General features: G+C 50.7%; 13 protein-coding genes and 1 pseudogene. All 14 read left to right on the forward strand.

Going from position 1 to position 13,745, the window contains the following annotated elements; all coding sequences use genetic code 11:
• Nucleotides 1-31 precede the first annotated feature (31 nt).
• Complete coding sequence (pspB, locus tag HV302_RS11755) at nt 32-256, forward strand: envelope stress response membrane protein PspB (RefSeq protein WP_016153227.1); 225 nt, start codon at nt 32-34, stop codon at nt 254-256.
• Entirely contained in the window at nt 256-615 is a 360-nt protein-coding gene (gene pspC, locus HV302_RS11760; protein WP_003020497.1) for an envelope stress response membrane protein PspC, read from the forward strand. The genes pspB and pspC overlap by 1 nt, the downstream gene beginning before the upstream one ends.
• An 8-nt stretch (nt 616-623) precedes the next feature.
• Complete coding sequence (gene pspD / locus HV302_RS11765) at nt 624-854, forward strand: phage shock protein PspD (RefSeq protein ID WP_003833267.1); 231 nt, start codon at nt 624-626, stop codon at nt 852-854.
• 164 nt (nt 855-1,018) lie between these two features.
• Nucleotides 1,019-2,725 carry a sugar phosphorylase gene (locus tag HV302_RS11770; protein ID WP_326928709.1) on the forward strand — a complete coding sequence of 569 codons (1,707 nt, stop codon included), beginning with the start codon at nt 1,019-1,021 and terminating at the stop codon, nt 2,723-2,725.
• Nucleotides 2,726-2,741: 16 nt separating this feature from the next.
• The gene (locus HV302_RS11775) at nt 2,742-4,034 is read left to right on the forward strand and encodes an ABC transporter substrate-binding protein (protein WP_019076863.1); all 1,293 of its coding nucleotides are present in this window, start codon (nt 2,742-2,744) and stop codon (nt 4,032-4,034) included.
• A gap of 20 nt (nt 4,035-4,054) precedes the next feature.
• On the forward strand, nt 4,055-4,936 hold the full coding sequence (locus HV302_RS11780) for a carbohydrate ABC transporter permease (RefSeq protein WP_003840754.1): 882 nt from the start codon (nt 4,055-4,057) through the stop codon (nt 4,934-4,936).
• On the forward strand, nt 4,923-5,765 hold the full coding sequence (locus HV302_RS11785; protein WP_003020474.1) for a carbohydrate ABC transporter permease: 843 nt from the start codon (nt 4,923-4,925) through the stop codon (nt 5,763-5,765). Before HV302_RS11780 ends, HV302_RS11785 begins: the two co-directional genes overlap by 14 nt.
• A gap of 27 nt (nt 5,766-5,792) precedes the next feature.
• A complete protein-coding gene (locus HV302_RS11790) occupies nt 5,793-6,845 on the forward strand; it encodes a zinc-dependent alcohol dehydrogenase (protein WP_181627367.1) in 1,053 nt (350 codons plus the stop codon).
• Between the two features lie 16 nt (nt 6,846-6,861).
• Nucleotides 6,862-7,650, forward strand: coding sequence for a sugar phosphate isomerase/epimerase family protein (locus HV302_RS11795; RefSeq protein WP_181627368.1), 789 nt, complete (start codon nt 6,862-6,864; stop codon nt 7,648-7,650).
• A gap of 10 nt (nt 7,651-7,660) precedes the next feature.
• A complete protein-coding gene (locus HV302_RS11800; protein ID WP_016153222.1) occupies nt 7,661-8,716 on the forward strand; it encodes a Gfo/Idh/MocA family protein in 1,056 nt (351 codons plus the stop codon).
• On the forward strand, nt 8,713-10,989 hold the full coding sequence (locus tag HV302_RS11805) for a glycoside hydrolase family 65 protein (protein WP_181627369.1): 2,277 nt from the start codon (nt 8,713-8,715) through the stop codon (nt 10,987-10,989). Before HV302_RS11800 ends, HV302_RS11805 begins: the two co-directional genes overlap by 4 nt.
• A complete protein-coding gene (pgmB, locus tag HV302_RS11810; protein ID WP_181627370.1) occupies nt 10,986-11,654 on the forward strand; it encodes a beta-phosphoglucomutase in 669 nt (222 codons plus the stop codon). Before HV302_RS11805 ends, pgmB begins: the two co-directional genes overlap by 4 nt.
• A gap of 10 nt (nt 11,655-11,664) precedes the next feature.
• Nucleotides 11,665-12,746 (forward strand): annotated as a pseudogene (locus HV302_RS11815) (ABC transporter ATP-binding protein).
• Nucleotides 12,747-12,815: 69 nt separating this feature from the next.
• Nucleotides 12,816-13,721, forward strand: a complete 906-nt coding sequence (locus HV302_RS11820; protein ID WP_016156630.1) for an OmpG family monomeric porin — start codon at nt 12,816-12,818, stop codon at nt 13,719-13,721.
• Nucleotides 13,722-13,745: the final 24 nt, after the last annotated feature.

The raw sequence follows: 13,745 nt of genomic DNA on the forward strand, positions 1-13,745 counted from the left end.
CGCCGCCGCTCATCACCTGCAAGGAGTACTCATGAGCGCGCTATTTCTGGCTATCCCATTAACCATCTTTGTGCTGTTCGTTTTACCGATTTGGCTCTGGCTGCATTACAGCAACCGTTCCAGTCGTGGCGAACTGGCGCAAAGTGAACAGCAACGTCTGGTAGAACTCAACGATGACGCACAGCGGATGCGCGAGCGCATTCAGGCGCTGGAAGACATCCTTGATGCTGAACATCCAAACTGGAGGGACCGCTAATGGGAGGCGTTAATCTGAACAAAAAACTGTGGCGTATTCCGCAACAGGGCATGGTGAAGGGGGTTTGCGCAGGTATTGCGCATTACCTCGATGTGCCTGTGAAGCTGGTACGGATCCTGGTGGTGTTGTCCGTCTTTTTTGGTCTGGCCTTTTTTACCTTCGTCGCTTACATCGTGCTGACGTTTGTGTTGGACCCGATGCCGGACAATGTGGTTTCCGGTGAGCAGCAGCCATCAAGCGGCGAGCTGTTGGATGCCGTCGATCGCGAGCTGGCGGCAAGTGAAAAGCGTTTGCGTGAAATGGAGCGTTATGTCACCTCTGATACCTTTTCATTGCGCAGCCGTTTCCGCCAATTGTGAGGATAGAAATGAACAATCGCTGGCAACGTGCCGGGCAAAGGGTTAAGCCGGGCTTTAAAATAGCAGGTAAGCTGGTGCTTTTAACTGCGCTTCGTTACGGCCCGGCGGGGGTAGCAGGGTGGGCGGTGAAGTCCGTCGCTCGACGCCCGCTTAAAATGCTGCTGGCGTTGGTCCTGGAGCCGGTTTTGAGTCGGGCAGCGGCAAAATTATCGAAACGCTATTCAGGTAATCAACCCTGAAATCCGAATCAGCAAAAGCAAGCAACAATTAATCAACATTCCCTCTGTTAATTTGCGGCAGCTCACAAATACGATTTTTTGGCTGCCGAAATTCTTTTATTATCCCCCTCCTGGCCACCTCAGCCGATTGACAGCTTATTTCCCGCAGAGTAGTCTCTTGACTCATGGGACCGCTACCACGAGAATTGAAGGTGAACCAAAAAATCCAAAAATGCCTGGCAGAAGTTTATGGTGATACGTTTACTTCATGCCACTATGAAGCGCTGATTGCACGTTTAGAGAAATCACAGGGATTAATTAAAAAAATCCGTAAAGCGCATTGGGACGAGGGCGATGTGGTTCTTATTACCTACGCCGATCAATTCCACGGGGCAGGCAAAAAACCACTGCCGATGTTTAATCAGTTTTATAATGAATGGCTTAAGTCGACATTTTCTCATGTGCATCTGTTGCCGTTTTATCCGTGGTCATCGGATGATGGTTTTTCCGTAATTAATTACCATCAGGTTGCTGAAGAAACCGGTGACTGGAATGATATTAAGCAATTGGGTAAATCCAGTCGACTGATGTTTGATTTTGTTTGTAACCATATGTCAGCGAAAAGCGAATGGTTTAATAACTATTTGCAACAGCTTGACGGTTATGAAGATTTCTTTATTGCGATGGGTCCTGATACGGACCTGAGCAACGTAACGCGTCCACGTGCCTTACCGTTACTGACGCCTTTTACGCTAAAAGATAACACCGTACGCTATTTATGGACGACGTTCAGCGACGACCAGATCGATCTCAACTATGCCAACCCGATAGTGTTACTGGCGATGATCGATGTGCTATTGAGTTATCTTGAGCAGGGCGCTGATTATGTCCGCCTGGATGCGGTTGGCTTTATGTGGAAAGAGCCAGGAACGACCTGTATTCACCTGGAAAAAACGCATCAGCTTATCAAACTATTTCGCGCTATTGCTGACTGTGCGGCGCCTGGTACGGCGATTATTACTGAAACAAACGTTCCGCATAAGGATAATGTGTCCTACTACGGAAATGGCCGTGATGAAGCGCATATGGTGTACCAGTTCTCGTTACCGCCGCTGGTGCTGCATGCGGTACAACGCCAGGATACCTCAACCTTGTGCCAGTGGGCGCAATCACTGGAACTGCCGTCCAGTGAGACCACCTGGTTTAATTTCCTCGCATCGCATGACGGTATTGGTCTCAACCCATTACGTGGTTTGTTACCTGAAGACGAGATCGTGCGCCTGGTGACGGAATTACAACAGGAAGGCGCGCTGGTTAACTGGAAAAATAACCCTGATGGTAGTCGCAGTCCGTATGAAATTAACGTCACATATATGGACGCACTAACGCCAGGCAATTGTAGTGATGCCGAACGTTTTTCCCGTTTTATTCTCGCACATGCCATTTTGCTGAGTTTTCCGGGTGTACCTGCGGTTTACATTCAAAGCATTCTTGGGTCACGCAATGATTATAAAGGTGTCGAGGCGCTAGGTTATAACCGCGCGATCAACCGCAAAAAATATCAAATAAGCCAAATCGAAACGGAGCTGGCAGATGAAACCAGTTTGCGCCACGCTATTTATCATGAATTATCCCGGTTAATTGTAATACGTCGTAGTAATAAAGCATTTCACCCTGATAGTGATTTTCAGATTAGCAGTGTTACACCGGCTGTAATGCAAATTAAACGTACGGCGGAAACAGGCGAAAAAATTACTGGATTATTTAATGTCAGCGGTCATACGCAAACCATTAGTATTGATGTTGAAAATGGATTTGATTTGATTAGCGGTAAAACTATTTCAGGTAAAGAATTAACGTTGAACGCCTGGCAGGTCATGTGGGTTAAGTAATAAAAAGGAACATTTCATGCTTAAAACTAAAATTGTGCTGATTTCAGCACTGGTTTCCTGCGCCCTGGTTTCCGGGTGTAAGGATGATAAAACGTCCTCTGTTGCGATTGAATTTATGCACTCTTCTGTTGAACAGGAGCGGCAGGCGGTTATTGCAAAACTGATTGAGCGTTTTGAAAAAGAGAACCCGGGGATCAGTGTCAAACAGGTTCCTGTAGAAGAAGATGCGTACAACACCAAGGTCATTACCCTGGCGCGGAGCGGTTCACTGCCTGAAGTCATTGAAACCAGCCATGACTACGCGAAAGTTATGGATAAAGAATCACTTATCGATCGTAAAGCCGTTGCGCAGGTCATCAACGCTGTAGGTGAAGGTACTTTTTATGATGGCGTGCTGCGTATTGTGCGCACTGAAGACGGTACCGCCTGGACCGGGGTTCCGGTTAGCGCCTGGATTGGCGGGATCTGGTATCGCAAAGATGTGCTGGCAAAAGCTGGGCTGGAAGAGCCAAAAGACTGGCAACAACTGCTGAGCGTGGCGCAGAAGCTAAACAATCCTGGTAGTAAGAAATATGGTATTGCGCTGCCCACGGCGGAAAGCGTTTTGACCGAACAGTCATTTTCCCAGTTCGCGCTCTCAAACCAGGCCAACGTTTTTGATGCGCAAGGAAAGATAACGCTCAACACACCTGAAATGGCGCAGGCGCTGCAGTATTACCGCCAATTGGCAATGAACACCATGCCGGGCTCAAACGACATCATGGAAGTCAAAGACGCGTTCATGAACGGCACGGCGCCGATGGCGATTTATTCCACCTATATCCTCCCGGCGGTGATTAAAGAGGGTGACCCTAAAAATGTGGGCTTTATGGTGCCGACGGAAAAAAACTCCGCTGTTTACGGCATGCTGACGTCGTTAACCATTACCGCGGGTCAAAAGTCTGAAGAGACAGAAGCGGCAGAGAAATTTGTCACCTTTATGGAGCAGGCCGACAACATCGCGGACTGGGTCATGATGTCGCCAGGGGCGGCGCTGCCGGTCAACAAAGCAGTGGTGAATACCCCGACGTGGAAAGATAACACTGTCATCAAAGCGCTGGGTGAATTACCCGATCAGCTGATTGCCGAACTGCCGAATATCCAGGTGTTTGGTGCCGTCGGCGATAAGAACTTCACCCGCATGGGCGACGTCACAGGCTCCGGTGTTGTGAGCTCAATGGTGCACAACGTGACGGTAGGCAAAGCCGACCTCGTCACCACGATTGAAGCGAGCCAGAAAAAACTGGATGACCTCGTTGAACAGCGCTAATGGGGAAATGGAAAGCCGTGATGAATAAGTTCTTTTCAGGTCGATCTGATATGCCATTCGCCATGCTGCTGCTGGCGCCCAGCTTGCTGTTGCTGGGCGGTTTAGTGGCGTGGCCGATGATATCTAACATCGAAATCAGCTTTATGCGACTGCCGCTGAATCCGCAAATTGAGTCTACGTTTGTCGGGTTGAGCAACTATATCCGTATCTTATCCGATCCCGGATTCTGGCATTCGCTGTGGATGACGGTCTGGTATACCGCGCTGGTTGTGGCAGGAAGCACGGTACTGGGGCTGGGCGTAGCGATGTTTTTTAACCGTGAGTTTCGTCTGCGGAAAACGGCGCGCTCACTGGTCATCCTCTCTTACGTGACGCCATCAATTTCGCTGGTGTTTGCCTGGAAATACATGTTCAACAACGGCTACGGCATTGTGAACTACCTCGGCGTGGATCTGTTGCATCTCTACGATCAGGCACCGCTGTGGTTCGACAATCCCGGCAGTAGCTTCGCGCTGGTCGTGCTGTTCGCCATCTGGCGCTACTTTCCGTATGCCTTTATCTCGTTTCTGGCGATTTTACAGACGATTGATAAATCGTTGTATGAGGCGGCAGAAATGGACGGCGCGAATGCCTGGCAACGGTTTCGTATCGTCACGCTGCCAGCGATTATGCCGGTGCTGGCAACCGTGGTCACGCTGCGCACGATCTGGATGTTTTACATGTTCGCCGATGTTTATCTGCTGACCACTAAAGTCGATATTCTCGGGGTCTATCTCTATAAAACAGCGTTTGCATTTAACGACTTAGGCAAAGCAGCCGCTATTTCTGTCGTCCTCTTCGTCATTATTTTCGCTGTTATCCTGCTGACCAGAAAACGGGTGAACCTCAATGGCAACAAATAAGCGCACACTTGGCCGCATCGGCTTTTACTGTGGATTAATTGTCTTCCTGGGCATCACGCTATTCCCATTTTTTGTGATGTTGATGACCTCATTTAAAAGCGCCAAAGAGGCGATCTCTCTGCATCCGACGTTGTTACCGCAGCAATGGACGCTGGAACATTACATCGACATCTTCAACCCGATGATTTTCCCGTTTGTTGACTACTTCCGTAATAGCCTGGTGGTATCGGTCACTTCTTCGGTGGTGGCGGTATTTCTCGGCGTACTCGGAGCGTATGCGCTTTCCCGCCTGCGTTTTAAGGGGCGAATGACCATCAATGCCAGCTTTTACACGGTGTACATGTTTTCGGGGATTCTGCTGGTGGTGCCGCTATTCAAAATCATTACGGCACTTGGCATCTATGACACCGAAATGGCGTTGATTATCACCATGGTCACCCAGACGCTGCCGACCGCGGTGTTCATGCTGAAAAGCTACTTCGACACCATTCCGGATGAAATAGAAGAAGCCGCGATGATGGATGGATTGAACCGTCTGCAGATCATCTTTCGCATTACCGTGCCGTTGGCGATGTCCGGTCTGGTTTCGGTCTTTGTGTACTGCTTTATGGTGGCGTGGAATGACTATCTGTTTGCCTCGATTTTCCTCTCCAGCGCCAGCAATTTTACCTTACCGGTCGGTCTGAACGCGCTGTTCAGTACGCCTGACTATATCTGGGGACGCATGATGGCGGCATCGTTAGTCACTGCATTGCCGGTCGTCATTATGTATGCGCTTTCCGAACGTTTTATTAAAAGTGGTTTGACCGCAGGCGGCGTGAAAGGCTAAGCGGCCAGTTTAATTAAGGAGTTGTAAATGAAGAAGTTAGTTGCCACAGAACCGCGTGTTGCGGCGCTGGTGGAATATGAAGACAGAGCTGTATCCGCCAATGAAGTGAAAGTTCGCGTTCGCTTTGGTGCGCCAAAACATGGCACGGAAGTGGTCGATTTTCGCGCTGCCAGTCCGTTTATTGACGAAGATTTTAACGGCGAATGGCAAATGTTCATGCCGCGTCCGGAAGGGGCGCCGCGCGGGATTGAATTCGGCAAGTTCCAGCTTGGCAACATGGTGGTGGGCGATGTTATTGAGTGTGGCAGTGATGTGACCGAATACGCCGTTGGCGATTCAGTTTGCGGCTACGGCCCACTGGCAGAAACGGTTTTCTTTAATGCGGTAAACAACTACAAACTGCGCAAAATGCCGGAAGGTAGTTCGTGGAAAAATGCCGTGTGCTATGACCCGGCACAGTTCGCCATGAGTGGCGTGCGCGACGCCAATGTGCGTGTCGGCGACTTTGTTGTCATCATCGGCTTAGGGGCAATTGGCCAGATTGCCGTCCAACTGGCTAAGAAAGCGGGAGCCTCGGTGGTCATTGGCGTGGATCCGATTGCCCATCGTTGCGATATCGCGCGTCGTCATGGCGCGGATTTCTGTCTGAATCCTATTGGCACCGATGTCGGCATGGAAATTAAGAAGCTGACCGGCAAGCAGGGCGCGGATGTGATTATCGAAACCAGCGGCTATGCGGATGCGTTGCAATCGGCGTTACGCGGTCTGGCCTATGGTGGAACCATCTCCTATGTCGCTTTCGCGAAACCTTTTGCTGAAGGCTTCAACCTGGGGCGTGAAGCGCACTTCAACAACGCCAAAATTGTCTTCTCCCGTGCCTGCAGTGAGCCAAATCCAGATTATCCGCGCTGGAGCCGCAAGCGTATTGAGGAGACCTGTTGGGAACTGTTGATGAACGGTTACCTGAACTGTGAAGAACTTATTGACCCGGTAGTGACATTTGCCAGCAGCCCGGAAAGCTATATGCAGTATGTCGATCGCCATCCGGAAAAGAGCATCAAAATGGGCGTGACGTTTTAATTAAGGAATGCAGAAGATGAAAATTGGAACACAGAACCAGGTTTTTTTTCCGGAAAATATTCTCGAGAAATTCCGTTACATCAGAGAGATGGGGTTTGACGGTTTTGAAATTGACGGCAAGCTGCTGGTTAACAACCTGGCAGAAGTGAAAGCAGCAATCAAAGAAACAGGCCTGCCCGTCACCACCGCCTGTGGAGGATATGACGGTTGGATCGGTGATTTTATCGAAGAGCGTCGTTTGAATGGCTTACAGCAGATTACCCACATTCTCGAAGCGCTGGCCGAAGTCGGTGGGCAGGGCATTATTGTACCCGCTGCATGGGGCATGTTTACCTTCCGCTTACCGCCGATGACCTCTCCGCGCAGCCTGGCAGGCGATCGTAAAGCAGTAAGTGATTCATTGATTTATCTCGATAAAGTTGCCGAGCGTACGGGGACGGTGGTGTATCTGGAGCCGCTTAATCGCTATCAGGATCATATGATCAACACCCTGGCGGATGCCCGTCGCTATATCGTGGAAAACAACCTGAAGCATGTGCAAATCATTGGTGATTTTTACCATATGAATATCGAAGAAGACGATATGGCTCAGGCGCTGCATGACAATCGCGATCTGCTGGGACACGTCCATATTGCGGATAACCATCGTTATCAGCCGGGGAGCGGTACGCTGGATTTCACTGCGCTGTTTGACCAGTTGCGTGAAGATAATTATCAGGGTTACGTCGTGTACGAAGGGCGTGTACGGGCAGAGAACCTGCCGGAAGCGTACCGTCAGTCACTGGCCTGGCTGCGTACCTGCTAAGAGGATTTCTGTGAAAAGTGCACTGACAAGCTCTCCGCTACGCATCGCCATTATCGGCGCCGGGCAGGTGGCGGATAAAGTTCATGCTTCGTACTACTGCACCCGCAACGATCTGGAACTGGTGGCTGTCTGTGACAGCCGCCTGTCACAGGCACAGGCGTTGGCAGAGAAATACGGCAATCCGCAGGTTTGGGACGATCCTCAGACGATGCTACGCGAGGCTAAGCCAGATATCGTCAGCATCTGTTCACCCAATCGTTTTCATTATGAACACACTATGTTGGCGCTGAACGCCGGATGCCATGTGATGTGTGAGAAACCTCCGGCGATGACGCCAGCCGAGGCGCTGGAAATGTGTAACACGGCGCGTCGAAGGGGGAAAGTTCTGGCTTATGATTTTCATCATCGTTTCGCACTGGATACGCAGCTGCTTCGTGAGCAGGTGATGGCCGGCGTGCTGGGTGAAATCTATGTCACCAATGTCCGCGCTTTGCGCCGCTGCGGCGTGCCCGGCTGGGGGGTATTTACCAACAAAGAACTGCAGGGCGGCGGGCCGCTGATTGATCTCGGCATCCATATGCTTGATGCCGCCATGTATGTGCTGGGGTTTCCGGCAGTAAAGCGCGTTAACGCACACAGCTATCAACGCATTGGCACGCGTAAAAACAGCGGCCAGTTTGGGAAATGGGATCCCGAGACGTATACCGTGGAGGATTCTCTGTTCGGGACGATTGAATTTCATAACGGCGGTATCCTGCGACTGGAAACCTCTTTCGCGCTGAATATCCCGGAACAATCGATTATGAACGTTAATTTCTGCGGCGATCTGGCAGGGGCGACGTTATTCCCGGCCCAGGTTTATACCGATCGTGAGGGTACGCTTGACGTACTGCTTCAGCGTGAAATGGCCGATGACAATCGACATTATCGCAGCATGGAAGCTTTTGTGAATCATGTCCAGGGCGAGCCTGTCACTATTGCTGACGCAGAGCAAGGCGTCGTTATTCAACAACTGGTTGCCGCACTGTATCAATCGGCTGAAACAGGGACCTACGTAGACTTATGACGAGGCCAGTAATGCTAACTGAACCGGCTTTTTGCCCACACAACCTGAATAAATATGCGTCACTCATGACGACCGGTAACGGTTATATGGGGATTCGCGCCAGCCACGAGGAAGCCTACACCTTACAAACTCGCGGCATGTACCTTGCTGGACTGTATCACCGGGCAGGGAAAGGCGAGATTAATGAACTGGTTAATCTGCCTGATGTGGTGGGGGTGGAGATTTCACTCAATGGTGAGATTTTCTCGCTCACCAGCGGCGTTATCGAAAGCTGGCAACGTGAACTGGATTTTGCCAGTGGGGAATTACGCCGTGCGCTTACCTGGCGTGCGTCTGGTGGGGCGCGTTTTGCCATTGAGAGCCGGCGATTTGTCTCGGCACAAAAACTGCCGCTGTTTGCTATGGAAGTTGTCGTCACGCCACTGGATGGCGATGCCAGCATTGGTATCTCGACCGGAATTGACGCCACGATGACCAATCATGGTCGTCAGCATTTGGATGAAACGCAGGTTCGGGTCTTTGGCCAGCATCTTATGCAAGGGATTTACACCACCCAGGACAATCGTAATGATATCGCTATCACCACGTATTGCGATGTAGACGGTGCAGCGCAGCGCTGCTTCACTGCGAAAGAACGTCGGTTGTTACAACACAACAGCGTGCAGGCGAAAGCCGGACAGCGCGTCACGCTGACAAAAATTAGCTGGGTAGACTGGGCGAGCGAACGCAGCCTGTCGCTTGAGACCTGGGGACGCCAGTCGCTGCGCAACCTGGAAGCGTGCGCGCAGCAGGGCTATGACGCTCTGCTGGCTGAGTCGGCTGCTAACTGGCATGCCTGGTGGCAAAATCGTCGCGTTCAGGTCACCAGCACTGATGCCAGCGATCAGCGAGCGCTGGACTATGCGCTCTATCATCTGCGTGTGATGACTCCTGACCACGATGAGCGCAGCAGTATTGCGGCCAAAGGTCTGACGGGGGAAGGGTATAAAGGCCACATATTCTGGGATACCGAGGTCTTTCTGTTACCGTTTCATCTCTTTACCGAGCCGAAAACCGCGAGAAGTTTGTTGCGTTACCGCTGGCATAATCTGTCGGGGGCGCGTGAGAAAGCCCGCCGTAACGGTTGGCAGGGAGCGCTTTTCCCTTGGGAAAGCGCTCGCAGCGGTGATGAGGAAACGCCTGAATTTGCGGCGATCAACATCCGTACCGGACTGCGTCAGAAAGTGGCCTCCGCGCAGGCTGAACATCACCTCGTGGCGGATATTGCCTGGGCGGTAATCAATTACTGGCATACCTCAGGGGATCTAAACTTCATGTCCCGTGAGGGAATGACGTTGCTGCTGGAAACGGCGAAGTTCTGGATCAGCAGGGCGGTCATGGTTAATGATCGTTTAGAGATCCACGATGTGATTGGCCCGGATGAATACACTGAGCATGTGAACAACAACGCGTTCACCAACTACATGGCCTGGTACAACGTGGAACAGGCGCTGGGTTTTGCCCGTCGGTTGGGCTGCGGTGATGAGACGTTTATTCACCGCGCAGAGTATTTTTTACAGCATCTCTGGCGACCGGAAGTTCAGCCCGATGGCGTGCTTCCTCAGGACGATACCTTCCTGAGCAAACCGGCTATCGATCTGTCACAGTACAAAGCCAACGCGGGCAAGCAGACGATTTTGCTCGATTACTCCCGTGCAGAAGTCAATGAGATGCAAATTCTCAAACAGGCCGATGTGGTGATGCTGACCTACATGTTACCGGAGCAATTTTGCCCGCAAACCTGTCTGGCAAACCTGCGCTTTTACGAGCCGCGCACAATTCATGACTCCTCGTTGAGTAAAGCGATCCACGGGATTGTGGCAGCGCGTTGCGGTGATCCGGCACAGGGCTATCGGTTCTGGCGTGAAGGATCGCTTATCGATCTCGGGGAGGACCCACATAGCTGCGATGACGGCATTCATGCTGCGGCAACGGGCGCCATCTGGCTGGGTGCAATCCAGGGTTTTGCCGGCGTGAATATTCGCCACGGGGAGTTACACCTTGCTCCTGCCTTACCGGCTCATTGGCAAACGCTGTCTTTCCCGCTGCGCTGGCAGGGCATCGATATGCAGGTAATCATTAATGCGGCTGAAATCCGTATTAACAGCACTGAGCAGATTGTCCTTTGGGTCAATGGTGAAAAGGTCTCCGTGCAGGGGGAAACCGTAATCCGCAATGACGCCATTATTTCGCCCACTTATGGGACCGCTACCACAGAAAGGGGCGATGAATGATACTCAAACCACAGGCCATCATTTTTGATTTGGATGGCGTGATTACCGATACCGCGCATCTGCATTTTCTGGCCTGGCGGCAGGTAGCCGATGAAATAGGGATTGTGATCGACGAAGTATTTAATGACAGCCTGAAAGGGATTAGTCGCGGCGAATCACTACAGCGTATTTTGCACCATGGTGGGAAGGCGGGGGCGTTTTCTCCCGAGGCCTGCGCACAATTGGCCGAGAGAAAAAACAGACTGTATGTCCATTCTTTGCGCCAGCTGACGGTTAACTCGGTATTACCGGGAATACGTGAGCTGTTGATGACGTTGCGGGAAGAACGGATTCCGGTGGGGTTGGCCTCTGTGTCGCGCAATGCCCCGGCTATTTTACAAGCGCTTAATCTTAGCTCTTGCTTTGATTTTTGTGCGGATGCGGCATTGCACACCCGCTCGAAACCGGATTCGGAAATTTTCCTGGCAGCCTGCGCGGGTCTTGGCGTTGACCCGCAACAATGTATTGGCATAGAAGATGCACAAGCGGGAATTGATGCAATCAACGCCTGCGGCATGCTTTCTGTCGGCATCGGTAAAGGGCTGAATGGGGCAGACTTGCTGCTTCCGGCAACCGAATTTCTGACGTGGCCGTGCTTATCGGCTTTCTGGCAACACGACAAGTAAAGGATTCAACATGGCACAGCTTTCGTTGCAACACATTCAAAAAATTTACGACAACCAGGTACACGTCGTTAAAGACTTCAATCTGGAAATTGAAGATAAAGAGTTTATTGTTTTTGTTGGACCTTCCGGCTGCGGGAAGTCAACTACGTTACGCATGATCGCCGGTCTGGAGGAGATCAGCGGCGGCGATTTGCTGATTGACGGTAAACGGATGAACGATGTGCCGCGAAATCACGCAACATTGCGATGGTTTTTCAGAACTACGCGTTGTACCCACACATGACCGTCTATGACAACATGGCGTTTGGTCTGAAAATGCAGAAAATAGCGCCTGCTGTGATTGAGGAGCGCGTCAACTGGGCGGCGCAGATCCTTGGTCTGCGCGATTATCTGCAGCGTAAACCCGGCGCGTTATCCGGTGGTCAGCGTCAGCGTGTGGCGCTGGGGCGTGCGATTGTACGTGAAGCGGGGGTCTTCCTGATGGATGAACCCTTATCGAATCTCGATGCCAAACTTCGCGTTCAGATGCGGGCTGAAATTAGCAAACTGCATCAGAAACTCAATACCACCATGATCTATGTTACCCACGACCAAACCGAAGCCATGACTATGGCGACGCGTATTGTGATTATGAAAGATGGCATCGTTCAGCAGGTTGGTGCGCCGAAAACGGTTTATAACCACCCGGCTAATATGTTTGTCGCCGGATTTATTGGCTCACCGGCCATGAACTTTATTCGTGGCGCGATTGATGGTGATAAGTTTGTTACTGAAACACTGAAATTAACGATTCCACAAAATAAATTAGCACAATTAAAAGCGCAGGGTTATGAACATCAGGCGGTCACTCTGGGAATTCGTCCTGAAGATATACACCCGCAGCTTAATAACGAAAATAGTATATCGGCAAAAATTAGCGTTGCAGAATTAACCGGCGCTGAATTTATGCTTTATACCATTGTTGGGGGGCATGAGTTGGTGGTCCGTGCTGGGGCAGTGAATGATTATCATGCAGGAGAAAATATCACTATTCATTTTGATATGGCGAAATGCCATTTCTTTGATGCTGAAACTGAAGTGGCTATTCAATAAAATTCCGGGGGGAATAACTCCCCCCCAAGCCTTGGGGCATTTTTGCGAGTATTTTAACAAGGAATAATAATGAAAACCCTACTGTCCGCTACTGCGCTGATTATGAGCGCAGGAATGGCCTGCGCGCAGGCTGCTGAAAATAATGACTGGCACTTTAATATTGGTGCTATGTACGAAATAGAAAACGTTGAAGGTCAGGGCGAAGATATGGATGGACTGGCTGAGCCGTCCGTCTATTTCAACGCATCTAATGGGCCATGGAAAATATCGCTGGCCTATTATCAGGAAGGACCGGTTGATTACAGCGAAGGTAAGCGTGGTACCTGGTTTGATCGTCCGGAACTGGAAATTCGCTATCAATTTCTGGAAAGTGAGGATGTTAATTTCGGTTTGACCGGTGGCTTCCGTAATTACGGTTATCACTATGTCAATGAACCAGGAAACGACACCGCTAATATGCAGCGCTGGAAAGTTCAGCCGGATTGGGATGTTAAACTGACCGACGACCTGCGCTTTAGCGGTTGGCTGTCGATGTATCAATTCGTTAATGATTTGAATACTACTGGCTACTCCGATAGTCGTGTCGAAAGCGAGACCGGTCTGAATTACAGGTTTAACGAAACGGTGGGCTTAACGGTCAACTATTACCTTGAGCGCGGCTTTAACCTGGCTGATTCGCGCAATAATGGTGAGTTCTCTACCCAGGAAATTCGTGCATATTTACCGTTGTCTTTAGGCAATACCACCCTGACGCCGTATACCCGTCTGGGGCTTGATCGCTGGTCAAACTGGGACTGGCGAGATGATCCGGAACGTGAAGGCCATAATTTCAATCGTCTCGGTTTACTGTATGCATATGATTTCCAGAATGGTTTATCAATGTCACTGGAGTATGCCTATGAGTGGGAAGATCACGACGAAGGCGAAAGCGACAGATTCCATTATGCTGGTATAGGCGTGAACTACGCATTCTAAAATATACTGGGGCATTTATGCCCC

Source organism: Citrobacter sp. RHBSTW-00859 (assembly GCF_013729795.1).
GTDB classification, from domain to species: Bacteria; Pseudomonadota; Gammaproteobacteria; order Enterobacterales; family Enterobacteriaceae; genus Citrobacter; species Citrobacter braakii.